The sequence below is a fragment of the Segatella copri genome (assembly GCF_015074785.1).
Classification (GTDB): Bacteria; Bacteroidota; Bacteroidia; order Bacteroidales; family Bacteroidaceae; genus Prevotella.
On record NZ_CP042464.1, the window covers coordinates 1,010,063 to 1,028,697 of the forward strand.

The 18,635-nt window shown below is 47.2% G+C and carries 13 protein-coding genes; 12 read left to right on the forward strand and 1 reads right to left on the reverse strand.

Annotated features, from left to right (window positions below; all coding sequences use genetic code 11):
* Window positions 1–31 precede the first annotated feature (31 nt).
* The 12 genes from FO447_RS04505 to FO447_RS04560 all read left to right on the forward strand — a co-directional run bounded on the left by FO447_RS04505 (window position 32) and on the right by FO447_RS04560 (window position 16,542).
* Window positions 32–1,252: an MFS transporter gene (locus FO447_RS04505; RefSeq protein WP_200757891.1), complete on the forward strand. Its 1,221-nt coding sequence runs from the start codon at window positions 32–34 to the stop codon at window positions 1,250–1,252.
* Window positions 1,253–1,440: 188 nt separating this feature from the next.
* On the forward strand, window positions 1,441–2,436 hold the full coding sequence (locus FO447_RS04510; protein ID WP_117586534.1) for an AAA family ATPase: 996 nt from the start codon (window positions 1,441–1,443) through the stop codon (window positions 2,434–2,436).
* A 68-nt stretch (window positions 2,437–2,504) separates the two neighbouring features.
* Entirely contained in the window at window positions 2,505–3,374 is an 870-nt protein-coding gene (locus FO447_RS04515; protein WP_006846686.1) for a DUF58 domain-containing protein, read from the forward strand.
* Window positions 3,375–3,402: 28 nt separating this feature from the next.
* Window positions 3,403–4,479: a hypothetical protein gene (locus FO447_RS04520; protein WP_200757892.1), complete on the forward strand. Its 1,077-nt coding sequence runs from the start codon at window positions 3,403–3,405 to the stop codon at window positions 4,477–4,479.
* Between the two features lie 86 nt (window positions 4,480–4,565).
* On the forward strand, window positions 4,566–5,564 hold the full coding sequence (locus FO447_RS04525) for a vWA domain-containing protein (protein WP_006846684.1): 999 nt from the start codon (window positions 4,566–4,568) through the stop codon (window positions 5,562–5,564).
* 147 nt (window positions 5,565–5,711) lie between these two features.
* Complete coding sequence (locus tag FO447_RS04530) at window positions 5,712–6,749, forward strand: vWA domain-containing protein (protein WP_200757893.1); 1,038 nt, start codon at window positions 5,712–5,714, stop codon at window positions 6,747–6,749.
* Window positions 6,750–6,779: 30 nt separating this feature from the next.
* A complete protein-coding gene (locus tag FO447_RS04535; protein ID WP_200757894.1) occupies window positions 6,780–7,502 on the forward strand; it encodes a tetratricopeptide repeat protein in 723 nt (240 codons plus the stop codon).
* 38 nt (window positions 7,503–7,540) lie between these two features.
* Window positions 7,541–10,141, forward strand: coding sequence for a BatD family protein (locus tag FO447_RS04540; protein ID WP_200757895.1), 2,601 nt, complete (start codon window positions 7,541–7,543; stop codon window positions 10,139–10,141).
* A 30-nt stretch (window positions 10,142–10,171) separates the two neighbouring features.
* Window positions 10,172–10,876 carry a phosphatase PAP2 family protein gene (locus FO447_RS04545; protein ID WP_200757896.1) on the forward strand — a complete coding sequence of 235 codons (705 nt, stop codon included), beginning with the start codon at window positions 10,172–10,174 and terminating at the stop codon, window positions 10,874–10,876.
* Window positions 10,877–10,910: 34 nt separating this feature from the next.
* A complete protein-coding gene (locus tag FO447_RS04550; protein WP_200757897.1) occupies window positions 10,911–12,185 on the forward strand; it encodes an S-adenosylmethionine:tRNA ribosyltransferase-isomerase in 1,275 nt (424 codons plus the stop codon).
* A gap of 308 nt (window positions 12,186–12,493) precedes the next feature.
* Complete coding sequence (locus FO447_RS04555) at window positions 12,494–14,476, forward strand: ABC-F family ATP-binding cassette domain-containing protein (protein WP_200757899.1); 1,983 nt, start codon at window positions 12,494–12,496, stop codon at window positions 14,474–14,476.
* Window positions 14,477–14,508: 32 nt separating this feature from the next.
* On the forward strand, window positions 14,509–16,542 hold the full coding sequence (locus tag FO447_RS04560) for a M13 family metallopeptidase (protein WP_200757901.1): 2,034 nt from the start codon (window positions 14,509–14,511) through the stop codon (window positions 16,540–16,542).
* A gap of 155 nt (window positions 16,543–16,697) precedes the next feature.
* On the opposite strand, the gene FO447_RS04565 is transcribed toward FO447_RS04560, so the two are convergent.
* Window positions 16,698–18,335 carry an ABC-F family ATP-binding cassette domain-containing protein gene (locus tag FO447_RS04565; protein ID WP_117727937.1) on the reverse strand — a complete coding sequence of 546 codons (1,638 nt, stop codon included), beginning with the start codon at window positions 18,333–18,335 and terminating at the stop codon, window positions 16,698–16,700.
* Between the last annotated feature and the right edge of the window lie 300 nt (window positions 18,336–18,635).

Sequence of the window (18,635 nt, forward strand, 5' to 3'; positions counted from 1 at the left end):
ATACGATAGATTCATAAAAGAGTTTAGAATAATGGATACACAAAATACTCCAGTACATATCAAACTGTGGCACAAGGACTTCTGGCGGTTATGCTTTGCCAACCTCTTGCTGATGTCGAGTGTGTACATGCTCATTATTGCCATTCCTTATTTCCTGATTCCGGCGAATTATCAGATGTGGCAGATAGGGTGTGTGCTTCTTGCATACGGCTTTGGACTTTTCCTGTTTGGCGGCTTCTGCTCTTATCTGGTGCAGCGCTACCGCAGGAATATGGTCTGTCAGCTTTCCATTTTAGGTGTGGTTGTTTGCCTTTCGGTTCTTTACTATCTGGATACGTTCTGGAACATCAGGTTTCCTTTTGAGATTCTCCTGGCGGTCCGTTTTCTGCAGGGAGCTTTCCTGGGGCTGGCTCAGATGACGCTTGCCAGTACGCTGGTTATTGATTCCTGCGAGTCGTTCCAGCGCACCGAGGCTAATTATATTACCTCCTGGTTTGCCCGCTTTTCGATAGCTGTAGGACCCTTGTTGGCATTTTTTGTTTACAACTATTTCGGCATGGGCTATGTTTTCCCTACGGCTTCGTTGCTGGCTTTGGGAGCCTTCGTGCTGGTTTCTCGCGCCAAGTTTCCTTTCAAGGCGCCTGCCGAAGGAATGAAGGTTTTCAGCCTCGACCGCTTCTATCTGCCACAGGGAACTCCGCTGTTTGTCAATATCATTCTGATTACTTTTTCTGCGGGATTATACTTTTCTTTGCCTCATTCTTCTGGCATTTTTCTGATGATTTTCGGAGGATTGGTCTTGGCGTTTCTGGCAGAAAAGTTTGTCTTTGCTGATGCAGATCTGAAGAGTCAGATAATAGTAGGTCTGGTGCTGCTGGGAGCAGCTCAGCTGATTTCGTTTGCGAATCAGGAGTTTGCTGTAGAAATCGTGGTTCCAACCTTGCTGGGTTTCAGCTTGGGAATCATCGGAAGCCGTTTCCTGCTCTTCTATATCAAGCTTGCCAAACATTGCCAGCGCGGCACGAGCGTGAATTCGTTCTTCCTGGCTTGGGAATTAGGATTGAGCTTGGGACTCGGTCTCGGATTCCTGTTCCATAATCTTCCGGCGAGAGCGCATTTTGACGTAGATCATCCTGTATATAATATGGTTGAATCAGGGATGTTGCACTATGCGCTTCTTTTTACAATCGTATCGTTGCTGGTGTACAATTTCTTGGTTCATCCATGGTACATGAAGCATAAAAACAGATAAAATATTTGAAATCTCGTTTGTTTCATAAAAGCTATTCTTTAAAAGAACCTAAAAATAGCTTTTATGAAACATTTTTAATATTATTTAGATAGGTTTTTTCGCTTTTGTGGCTTAATTTGAGTACTTTTGCGTTTAGTTTTGGAAATATATTGTTTGAATTAAGAAATTAAACGTAAAAATATAGAATTATGGCAGAAGCTATTGATATCCGCGAATTGAATATCCGGATAGAACAACAAAGTCAGTTTGTTACCAACCTGGTAATGGGCATGAATAAGGTAATCGTAGGTCAGAAACACCTCGTAGATTGCCTTCTTATCGGTCTTCTCTCCGATGGTCATATCCTGCTTGAGGGTGTGCCTGGACTGGCGAAGACACTTGCAATCAAGACATTGTCACAGCTTATCAGCTCCGACTATAGCCGCATTCAGTTTACTCCTGATCTTTTGCCTGCCGATGTGGTGGGTACTCAGATTTATTCACAGAAAGATGAGGCATTCCATGTAAAGCGCGGTCCTGTCTTCGCCAATTTCGTCTTGGCAGATGAGATTAACCGTGCCCCAGCCAAGGTGCAGAGTGCGCTGCTCGAAGCCATGCAGGAACATCAGGTTACCATTGGTGATGAAACCTTCAAACTGCCTAGTCCGTTCCTGGTAATGGCTACACAGAACCCTATCGAGCAGGAAGGAACCTATCAGTTGCCTGAAGCACAGGTAGACCGTTTCCTGCTGAAGGTAATCATCGATTATCCTACACTGGAAGAGGAGAAGCTCATCATCCGTGAGAATATCCAGGGCGGACTTCCTGAGGTTACTCCTGTAACATCTGCCGAGGAGATTCTGAAGGCCCGCAAGATAGTAAACGAGGTTTATCTCGATGAGAAGATTGAGCAGTATATTGCCGATATCGTCTTTGCTTCACGTTATCCTGAGCGCTACGGACTGGGCGAGCTGAAAGACATGATTACCTTCGGCGGCAGTCCTCGTGCCAGCATCTCTCTTGCCAAGGCAGCCAGAGCCTATGCGTTTATCAAGCATCGCGGCTATGTGATTCCTGAGGATGTAAGAGCTGTAGCCCATGACGTAATGCGCCACCGTATCGGTCTTTCTTACGAGGCTGAGGCAAGCAATGTAACAAGCGAGGAAATCGTGAGCCGCATCATTAATAAGGTGGAAGTGCCTTAATAGTTAACAGTTTATAGTTAACAGTTTATAGTTAACAGTTAATAGTTTATAGTTAATAGTTTAGGATTTTGGATACACAAGATATCTTAAAAAAGGTTCGGAAGATAGAAATCAAGACTCGCGGACTGAGTCAGAACATCTTCGCAGGTCAGTATCATTCTGCCTTCAAGGGCAGGGGAATGGCCTTTGCCGAGGTGCGCGAATATCAGTACGGCGATGATGTGAGAGACATCGACTGGAACGTGACCGCCCGCTTTCATAAGCCTTATGTCAAGGTGTTTGAAGAGGAAAGGGAACTGACGGTGATGCTGCTCGTAGATGTCAGCGGGTCGCTCGATTTCGGTACGATGAAGCAGATGAAGCGCGATCTGGCTACTGAGATTGCTGCCACACTCGCCTTCAGTGCCATTCAGAACAATGACAAGATAGGTGTCATCTTCTTCTCTGACCGTATCGAGAAGTACATTCCGCCTAAGAAAGGAAGAAAGCATATTCTCTATATCATCAGAGAAATGCTCAACTTCCAGCCGCAAAGCCAGCGTACCGACATCGGTTGCGCCCTGGAATATTTCACCCGCGTGATGAAACGCCACTGCACAGCTTTCGTAATCAGCGACTTCTACGATCATAAGGATTTCCAGCATCAGCTGCAGATTGCCAACCAGAAGCATGATGTAGTAGCCATCCAGGTTTACGACCCGCGTGCCAAGGTGCTGCCTGATGTAGGACTGCTCAAGGTGATGGATGCAGAAACCGGACACGAAATGTATATTGATACAAGTTCGAAGAAACTGCGAATGGCCCATACCCAGCAATGGCTGATGCAGCAGGAGAATCTGAAAACCGACTTTGCCAAAAGCAAGGTCGACTGGACTTCGATTGCCACTAACGAGGACTTCTCGAAGGCGCTCCTGATGCTTTTCAAGCAGAGGGGCTGATAAACCGAAAGCTCAAAGTAAAGAAACTATGTTTAAAGTAAAGAATATCATATTGTCGCTCGCTCTCCTGGGGTGCTCAGGCTTGGCTCAAGCCCAGCAGGTAGAGCAACGCATCGACTCGCTGCAGATACTGATAGGACAGCAGACCGTGCTGCATCTGAAGGCTTCGGTCAAGCAGGGCGATAAGGTGCAACTGCCATCTTTCAAGCCGCAGCAGCAAATTACGCCGGGAGTGGAAGTGGTAGAGCAGAGTAAAGGCGACACTTCACACATAGGCGACGACCGCATGGTGGTGAGCCGCGACTATACGCTGACATCGTTTGATGAAAAGGTGTACGTGATTCCTGCGCTCAATGTGAAGGTAAACGGCAAGAACTGTCATGGCAACCAGCTTGCGCTGAAGGTGCTCACCGTGCCCGTAGATACGGTTCATCCCAACCAGTTCTATCCGCCCAAGGATGTTCAGGATAATCCTTTCTCCTGGAGCGAATGGAGTGCGATTTTTTGGTTGAGCCTATTGCTGTTAATCCTCTGTGGCGCATGGCTTTATCTGCGCAACAGACTGAAAAACAACAAGCCAATCATCACCCATATCCGCATCGTAAAACGAGTTCCGGCTCATGAAAAGGCGCTGAATCAAATCAACGTCATCAAGCAGCAGCACGTTGAGAATCAGGAAACACAGAAGGCTTACTACACTCAGCTTACCAATACGCTGAGAGAATACATCGTGAGCCGTTTCGGATTCAATGCCATGGAGATGACCAGTGCCGAAATCATCGAACGTTTGCGCGAAGCAGGCGACCAGAAGATGATAGATGAACTGAAGGAACTCTTCCAGACTGCCGACCTCGTGAAGTTTGCCAAATATGAAACCCTGGTGAATGAGAACGATGCAAACCTGGTGAATGCCATCAACTTCATCGACCAGACCAAGACAGATGAGAAACCTACAGAAGAAAAGGTGGTTCCACAATTGACCAATGAAGAGCAGAAGACGCAATCTCAGCGCCGCCTCATCAAGTCGCTCCTCTGGATAGGAGCCATCGTAGGTCTGGCTCTGTTGGGTTACATCATTTATCAGTCAGCCATGCTGCTGATGTAAAGCAGGGTGTTCTTATGAAACGTTTCGCCGGGCAAAGCGGTTTATTCCGAAACTCTTTGCCTGGCTATAAATAGAAAAATATAGAAATGGAATTTGCAAGTAAAGGCTATTTTCTGTTGCTCCTGTTGCTGATACCTTATATATTATGGTATTTCCTCTACAGGAAGAAGAATGCGCCAACCATGCGCATGAGCGACACGAAAAAGTATCAATATGCTCCGAAGAGCCTGCGTGTGCGTCTCATCCATCTGCCAATGGTGCTGAGATGCATCTGTTTCGTGCTCATCGTCTGTGCGATGGCTCGTCCGCAGACGCATACGGCTTGGGACAACAAGACGGTGGAAGGCATTGACATTATGTTGGCGATGGACGTTTCCACCTCTATGCTTGCCGAAGATTTGAGACCAAACCGTATGGAAGCGGCTAAGGATGTGGCAACAGAATTCATCTCGGGAAGACCGAACGACAACATCGGTCTGACTATCTTTGCCGGTGAAGCCTTCACCCAGTGCCCGATGACAACCGATCATGCCAGTCTGTTGCGCCTCTTGCAGGCAACCCGTACGGATATTGCCGCCCGGGGACTGATTGACGATGGAACCGCAGTGGGAATGGGACTCGCCAATGCCGTGAGCCGCCTGAAGGATTCTAAGTCAAAATCGAAGGTTGTGATTCTTCTTACCGACGGCAGTAACAACATGGGCGAAATCTCGCCAATGACCGCAGCAGAGATTGCCAAGAGCTACGGAATCCGCGTTTACACCATCGGTGTAGGAACCAACAAGGTGGCTCCTTATCCAATGCCTGTGGCAGGAGGAGTACAGTACGTCAACATTCCGGTAGAGATAGATACGAAGACGCTGAGCGACATTGCGCAGACAACCGATGGTAATTTCTATCGCGCAACGAACAATAATGAGCTGAAGAAGATTTACAGGGACATTGATAAACTGGAGAAAACCAAGTTTAATGTCAAGCATTTCGCTAAGCGATATGAAGCTTATCAGCCATTCGCCTTGGCAGCTCTCCTGGTATTGCTGGTAGAAATCCTGCTCCGCATCACCTGGTTCAGAAGAATTCCGTAATCCGGATACTGAGCCATTACTGATTATCGGAGATATTCCGCTATCTTTCGGAGATATTCTGCTATCTTTCGGAGATATTTTACCAGTTATCGGAGATATTTTACTGATTATCGGATAATCGAATAGAAGATATAATTAGAATAGAAAATGTTAAGATTTGAAGATCCTATATTTCTCTGGCTGTTGTGGATAATACCAGTACTGATTCTGATCAGACTGATAGGATGGAGAAGAAGAAAGGCTAGACTGAAGAAGCTCGGTGATCCGGAACTTCTGAAACAGCTCATGCCCAACATCTCCAAATATCGCCCAACAGTTAAGTTTGTGCTGATGCTTGCAGCCTTGGCGCTTCTCATCGTGATGGTAGCTCGTCCGCAGATGGGCAGCAAGATTTCTCACGATAAGCGACATGGTATTGAAACCATCATCTGCCTCGATATTTCAAATTCCATGCTCTGTCAGGACGTGGTTCCATCCCGTTTGGACAAGAGTAAGATGCTTATCGAAAATCTGGTCGACAACTTTAACAACGACAAGATTGGACTCATCGTCTTTGCAGGCGATGCGTTCGTGCAGTTGCCAATTACCACCGATTATGTTTCGGCAAAGATGTTTCTCCAGAATATAACCCCTGGTCTTATCCAGACCCAGGGAACCAATATCGGCGAAGCCATCGATTTAGCTTCCAAGAGTTTCACCCAGCAGGAGAATGTAGGCAGAGCCATTATCGTAATTACTGATGGCGAAAACCATGAGCCTGGCGCACAGGAGGCAGCGGCTGCTGCCAACAAGAAAGGAATCAATGTCTTTATCCTGGGCATTGGTAACACCAAGGGAGCGCCAATCCCTATGGGCGACGGCTCTTATCTGAAGGACAATGCAGGCAACACCGTAATGACCGCCCTGAATGAGCAGATGTGCAAGGAACTTGCCCAGGCAGGCAAGGGTCAGTACATTCATGTAGATAATACCAGCGATGCGGAAAGAGCATTGAATGATGATATTGCCAAATTGCAGAAAGGCGATGTGACGAGTGTGGTTTACAGCGCTTATGATGAACAGTTTCAGGCTGTAGGTATTCTTGTCATCCTGTTGCTTATCATCGAAATCTGTCTGCTTGAGGTAAAGAATCCTCTGCTCAGAAACATCAAGTTTTTTAAGAAAGACATCAAGAAGCCTTTCTGATAAACGTTTATACATTATTATATAATAGGAATGAGATATTTAAGATATATATTGGTTTTTGCCCTGATGGTGCTGGGCTTGGCGAAGGTGGGAGCGCAGAACGACCGCAACTTCATCCGCCAGGGAAACCGTGCCTATCATAAACAGAAGTGGGCTGCAGCTGAAACGCAATATCGCAAGGCTATCTCCAAGAACCAGAAGAATGCGCAGGCTGTCTATAATCTGGGTTGCGCCCTGATGATGCAGCAGAAGGATTCGATGGCGATGATACAGTTTGAGAATGCTTCGAAACTGGAAACGAACAAGATTCGGCGCGCCAGAAGTTACCACAACATGGGTGTGGTCATGCAGCAGCATCAGCAATATGCGCAGGCCATAGGATGTTATGAGAACGCCCTGCGCTGCAATCCGCAGGACAATGCAACCCGATATAATCTTGCCCTCTGCAAGAAACTGCTCAAAAACCAGAAGCAGAACAAGCAGAACGATAAGAACAAGAACAACAAGAATAAAAACAAGGACAAGAACAAGGACAAGCAGAATAAGGATCAGAACAAAGATCAGAATAAAGACAAGAACAAGAACGATAAAAATAAGAACAATCAGCAGAATCAGAACAATCAGGACAAGATGAGCAAAGATAATGCTGAACAACTCTTGAACGCTGCCATCCAGCAGGAGAAGGATACGAAGCGCAAGATGCAGAAAGCGATGAGTCAGCCTCGCAGAAAGCAATATGAGAAAAACTGGTAAAAAGTAAAATAATTCAACGAGCATAATAGATTTAGAACATGAAACATATAGGTTGGTATATTATTATATGGGCAATGCTTCTGGGCTTCAGTTTGCAGCTGAAAGCCCAGCATATCAGTGTGTCGGCACCAACACACGTGGCGGCGGGAGAAAACTTCCGTGTGGCCTATACCATCAATACACGTGATGTAGAGGAATTCCGCATGGGCGGAGTAGGAGAAGGACTTGAGGTAATCGCAGGTCCTTATACCTCATCGCAGTCCAGTTATCAGATGATCAATGGCCATACTTCCTCTTCATCATCGGTAACCATTACCTATACGCTCTACGCAGCTAAGAACGGAACCTTTGGCATTGGTGCCTCTCATGCCATCGTAAATGGTAAGAAACTCTCTTCCCATCCGGTAAAGATTACGGTTTCTGGCCATGCTGCACGCAACAACGGCGCTCCTTCCATGCACGGACAGGATGATTATAATGAACCACGCATGCGAACTGCCGGATCAAGAATATCAGGCAGAGACCTCTTCATCAAGGTTACAGCCAACAAGCGACGTGTTCACGAACAGGAACCGGTGCTCCTTACTTATAAGGTTTACACGCAGGTAGACCTTACCCAGTTGGAAGGCAAGATGCCTGACCTGAAGGGATTCCACAACCAGGAAGTTCCGCTGCCTCAGCAGAAGAGTTTCCATACTGAAACCGTAAACGGCCGACCTTACCGATGCGTTACATGGAGCCAGTATGTCATGTATCCGCAGATGACGGGAAGCCTCACCATTCCTGCTATTACCTTCAAGGGAATCGTAGTTCAGCAGAACAGAAACGTTGACCCGATGGAAGCTTTCTTCAATGGCGGTTCTGGCTATGTTGAAGTAAAGAAAGATATTATTGCTCCTAGTGTGAAAATTCAGGTTGATCCATTGCCTCAGCGCCCTGCCGACTTCTCGGGCGGTGTAGGTAAATTCAATATTACTGCTTCCATCGACAAGAAGGAAGTAAAGGCTGGCGAACCAATCACCATTCGTGTCGTGGTAGGAGGAATCGGAAACCTGAAGCTGCTCAAGCAGCCTGTCATCACCTTCCCTAAGGATTTTGACAAGTACGATGCGAAGGTGACAGACAAGACCCGTCTCACAGCCAATGGCGTAGAAGGCAATATGATTTATGACTTCCTGGCTGTGCCTCGTAATCAGGGAAATTATACCATTCCTGCGGTAGAATTCACCTATTATGATACTTCGGCTAACAAGTACAAGACAATCAAGACCCAGCCGTTTACGCTGAACGTAGAGAAGGGCGATGGAACATCAGACAATGAAACATCAGATTTCAGCAACAAGGATAAGGACATTCATGCGCTGAAACTGGGCAAGTCTAAGCTCCATGATATTGACGATATGTTCTACGGAAGCTTCGGCTACTGGACCAGTCTGCTGGTTCCATTGGCAGCCTTCTTTGCCCTGCTCATCGTCTTCCGCCGCCGTGCTCTCGAGAATGCCGACCTTGTAAAGGTCCGTTCCAACAAGGCAAACAAGATAGCAACCAAGCGCCTGAAGAAGGCTCATCTGCTGATGCTCGGTGGCAAGCAGGAAGAATTCTACGATGAAGTGCTCCGTGCTTTGTGGGGCTATGTAAGCTACAAGCTCAACATGCCAGCTGAAAAACTCTCACGTGAAAACATTCAGGCTATGCTCGAAAAACATTGTGTAGAGGAGAGAACTATCGAGAAGTTTACAACTGCGCTTGATGAATGTGAGTTTGAACGCTATGCGCCGGGCGACCCTGCCGGCAATATGAACCGTACATTCGAATCAGCAATGACTGCTATTATGGATATAGAAAATGCTATCAATGCAACGCGTAAGCAGCGCAAGAAGAGTGCAACCGGATACTCATTCGTCATGATGATCATGGTGATGTTGGGCTGCTCTGTTTCTGCAGGCGCTGTAACCAAGAACAATGCTGATACGGAATATCAGAAAGGTAATTATCAGCAGGCCATACGCGACTATGAGGAAATATTGAACAACTATGGTGTTTCTGCCGAAGTTTACTATAACTTGGGCAATGCTTATTACCGTACAGACAATATTACCAAGGCTGTGCTCAATTATGAGCGTGCCCATCTGCTCTCGCCAGGCGATGAAGACATCAGCTTCAACCTGCAGTTTGCACGTAGCAAGACCATCGATAAGATTACTCCGGAAAGCGAGATGTTCTTCGTAACCTGGTGGAAGGCGTTGGTTAACTTTACGAGTGTTGACTGTTGGGCAAAGACTGGCATCATAGCCATCATCATGGCGCTGGTTCTGGTCTTGGTTTATCTCTTCGGTTCGCATATTGTGTTGCGCAAGATTGGTTTCTTCGGTGGAATCTTCTTCGTGGCAGTCTTCCTGCTGAGCAATCTCTTTGCTTACCAGCAGCGGCAGATGCTCATAAACCGTACGGGAGCCATCATCATCGCTCCTTCTGTCAATGTGAAGAAAACTCCATCCAAGACGAGCGCTGACCTCTTCCTGCTGCATGAAGGAACCCGCGTTGACATTACCGATAAGGCGATGAAAGGCTGGCGTGGAATCAAGGTAGGAGACGGCAGAGAAGGCTGGATAGAGACCAAGGCAATTGAGGAAATCTGATTAAGATAAAATCTGATTAAAATAAAGAGAATGGATTTTAGTAGGATACAAGATTTTGACATGCAGCTGTTGCATGTGTTTAACGGCAGCGAGAATGTCTGGCTCGATCAGATGGCGATGGCGCTTACGTCGGGCTGGACATGGATTCCGCTTTATATCGTCCTCTTCGTTGTTGTGATAAGAAACAACGAGATGATGGGGCAGATTGCGCTCGTGGTTGGAGGAGCGGTGCTCTGCATCTTTCTGGCTGATGGACTGGTGGATGGAATTATCAAACCGCTGGCTGAAAGATGGCGACCTTCCAGCGACCCGATGTTCAAGTATACGGTTCAGGTGGTTGACAATATGCGCCTCAAGAGTTTCAGCTTCTGTTCGGCTCATGCGGCTAATACGCTTTCTATAGCCATCTTCTTCTCGTTGCTTATCCGCAGCAAACTGGTTACGTGGACCCTGTTATTATGGTCGCTCGTGAACTGTTGGACCCGTCTTTACCTGGGTGTTCATTATCCGGTCGACATTCTTTGCGGTCTGGCTATCGGAGCTGTGGTAGGAGTTGTCGTTTATCTTATCTACATCAGGATGTATTACCGCATCTCCCCAAAGATTAAATATATTTCCAACCAGTATACAAGTACGGGTTACGACTATGATGATGTAGATAAAATCATGACCGTAGTGATATTTACCCTTATCATGGTTGTGTTTTATGCCACCTGTCAGATGGCTTATCTTTAGTACAGAAATAAAAGTTCAAAAAGTAAAATAAATAATGGATACAAAACACATTAAGATTAGTGATTATAACTATGATTTACCGGATGAGCGCATCGCAAAATTCCCTATTGCCCAGCGCGACCACAGCAAACTGCTGGTCTATAAGCACGGCGAGGTAAGCGATGATGTTTTCCATCATCTTCCCACATATCTCCCTCAAGGAGCCTTGATGATATTCAACAATACCAAGGTGATACAAGCGCGTCTGCACTTCCGCAAGGAAACAGGTGCGCTTATTGAGGTTTTCTTGATGGAGCCTGCAGAACCTACTGATTATGAACTCATGTTCCAGACCGCCGGACATTGTTCCTGGCTCTGCATGATCGGTAATCTGAAGAAATGGAAAGAGGGAAGCCTGAAGCGTGATTTCGAAATCAAGGGCCACAAGCTTACGCTCAGCGCCACTATGCGACGCGGAGATGCGCTAGGCTCTGAAGCGCAGGAAATGGTTGCCAAAGGCGGAGGAACCAACTATTGGGTTGATTTTGATTGGGACAACGACAAGGTTTCTTTCGCTGAGATTCTCGAAGCAGTAGGCGAGTTGCCTATTCCTCCATATCTCAACCGCAAGACAGAGGAGAGCGACAAGACCACCTATCAGACGGTTTATTCTAAAATCAAGGGAAGTGTGGCTGCTCCAACTGCCGGACTTCATTTTACCGATGCTGTTCTCAAGGATCTTGATGCGCATGGAATCGACCGCGAAGAAGTAACCCTGCATGTAGGAGCCGGCACATTCAAACCGGTGAAGAGTCTTGAAATCGAAGGCCATCAGATGCATACGGAATACATTGTTGTTCATCGTCGCAGTCTGGAAAAACTCATCAAGCACGAGTGCCGGGTCATTGCCGTAGGAACAACCAGCGTTCGTACCATCGAGAGTCTCTATTACATGGGCGTTCATCTGCTGAAGCATCCTGAGGCAAATGAAGAAGATCTGCACGTAAAACAGTGGGATCCTTACGAGCTTTCTGAAGATGGCAATCTGGTAGATGGAATCACTCCGATGCAGGCTATCCAGGCAATCATTGATTATCTGGACCGCAACGGCTTGGAGGCTCTCCATTCCAGCACGCAGATTATCATTGCTCCTGGCTATCAGTATAAGATTGTGAAGATGCTGGTCACCAATTTCCATCAGCCTCAGAGCACACTCCTGCTTCTGGTGAGTGCTTTCCTCAAGGGCGACTGGAAGAAGGTTTACGATTATGCTCTTTCGCATGATTTCCGTTTCCTGAGTTATGGAGATTCATCCCTGCTCATTCCGTAAAAGGAGTTAGGAAAACTATCAATTATTCAAGTTTCGCAAGTGAGCTCCACACGCCCTGAAAGGGCAGAAGCTCCTAGCCCAGGGCAACGCCCTGGGTAATCATGGACGCAAGTTTGTCGCCCTGAAAGGGCAAAAGCTTTCAAGTACCAGGCAATTTACAAAGCTTTTGCCCTTACAGGGCGCATTGTTGCGCTGCCATTATACCCAGGGCGATGCCCTGGGCTAAGAGCTTTTGGGCCTTCAGCCCGTACTTGAACCACGTGCGAAAGTTCAGTAAATTATTAATTGTAAATTATAAATTAAAATAGATGATTTCAGTAGAAGGACTGAAAGTAGAGTTTGGCGTCAAGCCTCTCTTTCATGATGTAAGTTTCGTCATCAACGATCGCGACCGCATTGCCCTGGTGGGTAAGAATGGTGCAGGAAAATCTACGATGCTCAAGATTCTCTGCGGTTTGCAGAAACCTACTGACGGCGTTGTGGCTATTCCTAACGAAACCACTATCGGCTATCTGCCACAGGTGATGAAACTGCAGGACGATACGACCGTGAAAGAGGAAACCCGCAAGGCTTTCGCCCATAATACCGAGATGAAGGCGCGTCTGGACAAGATGCAGCAGGAAATGGCCGACCGCACCGACTATGAGAGCGAAAGCTATGCCCAGCTCGTAGAGAAGTTTACCCAGGAACATGAACGCTACATGATGATGGGTGGCGAAAACTATGAGGCTGAGATAGAGCGCACCTTGAGCGGTCTTGGCTTTACGCGCGATGATTTCGAGCGCCCTACCAAGGAGTTTTCCGGCGGTTGGCGAATGCGTATCGAACTTGCCAAGATTCTGTTGCAGAAGCCTGATGTACTGCTCCTCGATGAGCCTACCAACCACCTTGATATTGAAAGTATCCAGTGGTTGGAGCAGTTCCTGGCGCAGAGTGCCAAGGCTGTGGTTCTGGTGAGCCACGACCGTGCTTTCATCAACAATGTAACTAACCGTACTCTCGAAATTACTTGCGGAAGGGTAGAAGACTATAAGGTGAAATACGATGAGTATGTGGTGTTGCGTGCCGAACGCCGCGAGCAGCAGCTCCGTGCTTACGAAAACCAGCAGAAGGAGATTGCCGACATCAAGGATTTCATCGAGCGATTCCGCTACAAGCCTACCAAGGCGGTTCAGGTGCAGAGCAGAATCAAGCAGCTTGAGAAAATCGTGTCTATCGAGGTGGATGAGGTTGACAACAAGCAGATGCACCTCAAATTCCCTCCTTGTCTCAGAAGTGGCGATTATCCTATCATCTGTGATGAGGTGCGCAAGGATTACGGCGCACACACCGTCTTCGACCATGTTACCTTTACCATCAAGCGTGGCGAGAAGGTGGCTTTCGTGGGTAAGAACGGCGAAGGTAAGTCTACCCTGGTAAAATGTATCATGGGTGAGATTCCTTTCACCGGAACTCTCAAGATTGGTCATAATGTGCAGATCGGTTATTTCGCCCAGAATCAGGCGCAGCTCTTGGATGAGAATCTTACCATCTTCCAGACTATCGACAATGTGGCAACAGGCGAAATGCGTCTGAAGGTGAACGATCTCCTGGGCGCCTTCATGTTTGGCGGCGAGACTTCTGAGAAGTTTGTCAAGGTTCTGAGTGGAGGAGAACGCAGCCGACTGGCTATGATCAAGCTCCTGCTCGAACCGGTGAATCTCCTCATTCTCGATGAGCCTACCAACCATCTCGACATGCAGTCGAAGGATGTGCTGAAAGAAGCCATCAAGGCTTTCGATGGAACAGCCATCATCGTGAGCCACGACCGTGAATTCCTCGATGGTCTGGTAGATAAGGTCTATGAGTTTGGCGGCGGCAAGGTTCGTGAGCATCTCGGTGGTATTTACGATTATCTCCGTGCCCATAATGCCGAGAACATCAATCAGGCTCTTGCCAACCAGAGCATGGCTTCTGCCGGTTCGCCTTCTGCCAATACTTCCGGCTCTTCTGTCGCATCAGGTTCTACAGCCGACAGTCTTGCCTCTGCCACATCCGGCAAGCAGAGCTACGCTGAACATAAGGAACAGCAGAAGAAGATCCGCAAGGCTGAGAAAGCCGTGAAGGAATGTGAGGCGAAGATTGAGAAACTGGAAGCGAGAAAGAAGGAGATTGATGAACTCCTGATGAAACCGGAAAATGCAACCAACATGGAACTCGTTACTGAATACACCGAACTCATGAAGGGTCTCGATGAGGAGAACGAGCGCTGGATGCTCCTTTCGGAAGAATTGGAAGAAGTTTCGAAATAACAGTAACATTAATATAAAATAAAGAGAAGAAAATGAAAATGAAGATGATCTTACCGATGATGCTGATCGCAGCTCTGCCGTTAGGCACTGATGCTCAGAACAAATCGGGTCTTGTCATGAGCAATCTCGACAAGACAGTGAAGCCAGCAGACAGTTTCTATCAGTTTGCTACAGGTGGATGGCAGAAGAACAATCCTCTTCCTGCCGCTTACAGCCGTTATGGTAGTTTTGACCAGCTGGCTGAGAACAACAACAAACGCATCAACACCATTCTTTCTGAACTCCAGAAGAAGACTTACAAGACTGGAACCATTGAGCAGAAATTGTCTGATTTCTACAAACTCTCTATGGATGTTGACAGCCGCAACAAGGCTGGAATCGCTCCAGTAAAGCCTCTTATGGATGAGATTGAAGCTGCCAAGACCAAGGACGAGCTTCAGAAGCTTCAGGTTAAGTATGCATGGATGGGTCTCGGTTTGAGCTATGGCGCAGGTTTCGCTGCCGATGAGAAGAACGTAACCATGAACATCTACAACCTGATGCAGGGCGGTCTTACTCTCGGTGCCAAGGATTATTACCTCAACAACGATGCTGCAACTGTAGCTATCCGTGAGGCTTATAAGACTTACCTCAGCAAGATGTTCCAGCTCTATGGTTTCTCTGCTGATGAAGCTGCCAAGAAGGCTTCTGCCGTATTCCTTCACGAAACAACGCTCGCTACTTTCTCTAAGAGCCGTACCGAACTTCGTGATCCTCAGGCAAACTACAACAAGATGACCTTGGCAGAATTCAAGGAGAATTATCCTAACATTCCTCTTGAGGCACTTGCCAACGCCGAGGGAATCAAGAGCGAATATCTCAAGGAGATGATCGTAGGTCAGCCTGCTTTCTTCGCCGGTTATGACAAGGTGGCTGCTGCAGAATGTGCAGGCACATTGAAGGCTTTGATGGAGTGGGACATCATCAGTAGTTCTGCTTCTTACCTCAGCGATGAGATTCGCGAAGCCCGTTTTGAATTCTTTGGCAAGACTATGAGTGGCCGTAAGGAGGATTATCCTCTGTGGAAGCGTGCTACTGCTCAGGTAGAGGCTCAGTTGGGCGAGGCGCTCGGTCGCATCTACTGCAAGCGCTATTTCCCAGAAAGCTCTAAGAAGATGATGGAGACTCTCGTGAAGAATCTTCAGATCAGCCTCGGTCAGCGTATCGATGCTCAGACCTGGATGAGCGAGGCTACAAAGAAAGCTGCTCACAACAAGCTCGACAAGTTCTATGTAAAGATTGGTTATCCTAACAAGTGGACAGATTTCAGCAAGCTCAGCATCGACCCATCTAAGAGCTATTATGAGAACGTGTTGGCTTGCCGCAAGTTTGCCAACGATAAGGAGATTGCAGAGAAGGCAGGAAAGCCAGTAGATAAGGATGAGTGGTTCATGACTCCTCAGACCGTGAATGCTTACTACAATCCTACTACCAATGAGATCTGCTTCCCAGCCGGTATTCTCCAGTATCCTTTCTTCGATCCTAAGGCTGATGCAGCATTCAACTATGGTGCTATCGGCGTAGTAATCGGCCATGAGATGACTCACGGATTCGATGATCAGGGTCGTCAGTATGATGCTAGCGGTAATCTGAAGGACTGGTGGACTGCAGCTGATGCAGAAGGTTTCAACAAGCGTGCTGATATGTATGCTGATTTCTTCAGCAACATCAAGGTGTTGCCTGATCTGAATGCCAACGGTCGTTTCACCCTCGGCGAGAACCTTGCCGACCATGGTGGTTTGATGGTTTCATACAATGCCTTCAAGAATGCTACAGCCAAGAAGCCATTGAAGAACAAGGATGGTTTTACTCCTGACCAGCGTTTCTTCCTCGCCTATGCAGGTGTTTGGGGACAGAACATTACTGATAAGGAAATCCGCAACCGCGTAAAGGATGATCCTCATTCTCTCGGCAAGTGGCGTGTTGATGGTGCGCTTCCTCACATCGATGCATGGTATGAGGCATTTGGTGTAAAGCAGGGCGATAAGCTGTTCATTCCTAAGAACCAGCGCCTGGAGCTTTGGTAATTCCCGGAAGAAAATTTTTCCGAATAGAATTTTTCGGGAATGGTTTTTCCGAATAGATAGAAAGAATAAAGTCCTGATGTTTCGTTTGTTTGAAACATCAGGACTTTTGTTTTATGCTTGAAATATTTTTTGATAAGAAAACAATAGAATAGGGGTTATTGTTTCTTCTCCAGTTCCTGAAGATTTTCCATCTTCTTCGATTCCAGGAATTCGTAAATGCCGCAGAGATGTTCGCGGACGCGACCATGACCGAACTCATAAACCTTGCTGACAAGACCATCGAGGAAATCACGGTCGTGACTAACTACGATGAGCGTTCCGTCGAAATCGAGCAATGCCTGCTTCAGCACATCCTTGGTCTTCAGGTCGAGGTGGTTGGTAGGCTCATCGAGAATCAGCAGATTCACCGGCTCCAGCAGCAGTTTGAGAATGGCAAGGCGGGTGCGCTCACCTCCCGACAATACTTTCACCTTCTTGGTAGAATCCTCTCCGCCAAACATGAAGGCTCCGAGCAAATCGCGTATCTTGTTGCGGATTTCACCTTTGGCAACATCATCAATGGTCTGGAATACGGTAAGTTCGCCATCGAGCAGAGAAGCCTGGTTCTGGGCGAAATAACCTATCTGCACATTATGTCCCAATTCCAACTTTCCTTCGTTCTGAAGCTGACCCATGATACATTTCACAAGCGTTGACTTACCCTCTCCGTTTCTTCCCACGAAGGCAATCTTGTCGCCTCTTTCTACGGTAAGATTCACGCCGCTGAAAATCTTCTTGTCATCAAACGACATCGCCACATCGCTCATCTGAACCGGATAAGCACCGCTTCGTGGGCTCGGCGGGAACTTGAGTCGAAGGCGACTTGTATCTTCTTCATCCACTTCGATAAGTTCCAGTTTCTCTAGCATCTTCACGCGGCTCTGCACCTGGAAGGTTTTAGAATAAGTGCCTTTGAAGCGTTCTATAAAGTCCTTGGTTTCAGCAATCATCTTCTGCTGTTCCTCATATTTCTTCATCTGCTGTTCGCGGCGTTCCTTACGCAGTTCCAGATATTGGCTGTAAGTGGCTTTGTAGTCGTAGATGCGGCCCATGGTTACTTCGATGGTTCTTGTTGTAATGTCGTCAACGAATTTTCGGTCGTGGCTGATGACAACTACTGCTTTCGAACTGTTGATGATGAAGTCTTCGAGCCAGCCGATGGATTCAATGTCGAGATGATTGGTTGGCTCATCGAGCAGCAGTACGTCTGGCGATTTCAAGAGCAGTTTTGCCAGCTCAATCCTCATTCTCCATCCTCCCGAAAACTCGCTTGTAGGGCGGTTGAAATCAGAGCGCTCGAAACCGAGACCGAGCAGCGTCTTCTCTACATCTTCCTCGAAATGAGTCATGTCGATGGCGTAGAATTTCTCTGAGAGAGAGGATACTTTCTCAATGAGCTGCATGTAATCATCGCTGTCGTAATCGGTACGGGTGGTAAGCTCGTTGTTGATGCGGTCAATCTCAGCCTGCATTTCGTGCAGATGGGCAAACGCCTGACAGGTTTCCTCGAATACGGTTCTGCCGTCTTCGGTCATCAGATGCTGAGGCAGATAGGCGATGACGCAATCCTTGGGAGCGGAAACGGTGCCACGAGTAGCATTTCTCACACCGGCGATAATCTTGAGCAAGGTGCTCTTTCCTGCGCCATTCTTTCCCATCAGGGCTATACGGTCCTTCTCGTTGATCTGGAAGGAAATGTCTTTGAATAGGGTGGTGCCGCCAAATTCTACGGTCAATCCATCAACTGTAATCATATTATTTTCTTCTTGTTCAAATTTTTGTTTCTTTAAGCAACTCCCCAGAATGCCCCGTTCCTGCCGTTTTCGGGGTCTTCATTGATGACCAGCGCCTGCCATCATTTATGACCCGTGCTGGTCTTAAGAGAAGACCTGAGCAAGGCACAAAAGGCTGTTCTTTCGATTGCCGGTGCAAAGATACAACATTTTTGGGCAGAATGCAAGCTTTTACCCTGACTTTCTTTCGGAGAAGTAGTGTAAGTGATTGATTGATACTGATTTCTATTGGTTTTCTAGCTGAACTTTGTTACAGAAACA

What these genes read in the sequence shown, in the direction of transcription:
- FO447_RS04505 (WP_200757891.1), top strand. Translation starts at nt 32, where the DNA reads ATGGATACACAAAATACTCCAGTACATATCAAACTGTGGCACAAGGAC.
- FO447_RS04550 (WP_200757897.1), top strand. Translation starts at nt 10,911, where the DNA reads ATGGATACAAAACACATTAAGATTAGTGATTATAACTATGATTTACCG.
- FO447_RS04565 (WP_117727937.1), bottom strand. Translation starts at nt 18,335, where the DNA reads ATGATTACAGTTGATGGATTGACCGTAGAATTTGGCGGCACCACCCTA.
- FO447_RS04540 (WP_200757895.1), top strand. Translation starts at nt 7,541, where the DNA reads ATGAAACATATAGGTTGGTATATTATTATATGGGCAATGCTTCTGGGC.
- FO447_RS04530 (WP_200757893.1), top strand. Translation starts at nt 5,712, where the DNA reads ATGTTAAGATTTGAAGATCCTATATTTCTCTGGCTGTTGTGGATAATA.
- FO447_RS04560 (WP_200757901.1), top strand. Translation starts at nt 14,509, where the DNA reads ATGAAAATGAAGATGATCTTACCGATGATGCTGATCGCAGCTCTGCCG.
- FO447_RS04520 (WP_200757892.1), top strand. Translation starts at nt 3,403, where the DNA reads ATGTTTAAAGTAAAGAATATCATATTGTCGCTCGCTCTCCTGGGGTGC.
- FO447_RS04555 (WP_200757899.1), top strand. Translation starts at nt 12,494, where the DNA reads ATGATTTCAGTAGAAGGACTGAAAGTAGAGTTTGGCGTCAAGCCTCTC.
- FO447_RS04535 (WP_200757894.1), top strand. Translation starts at nt 6,780, where the DNA reads ATGAGATATTTAAGATATATATTGGTTTTTGCCCTGATGGTGCTGGGC.
- FO447_RS04545 (WP_200757896.1), top strand. Translation starts at nt 10,172, where the DNA reads ATGGATTTTAGTAGGATACAAGATTTTGACATGCAGCTGTTGCATGTG.
- FO447_RS04525 (WP_006846684.1), top strand. Translation starts at nt 4,566, where the DNA reads ATGGAATTTGCAAGTAAAGGCTATTTTCTGTTGCTCCTGTTGCTGATA.
- FO447_RS04510 (WP_117586534.1), top strand. Translation starts at nt 1,441, where the DNA reads ATGGCAGAAGCTATTGATATCCGCGAATTGAATATCCGGATAGAACAA.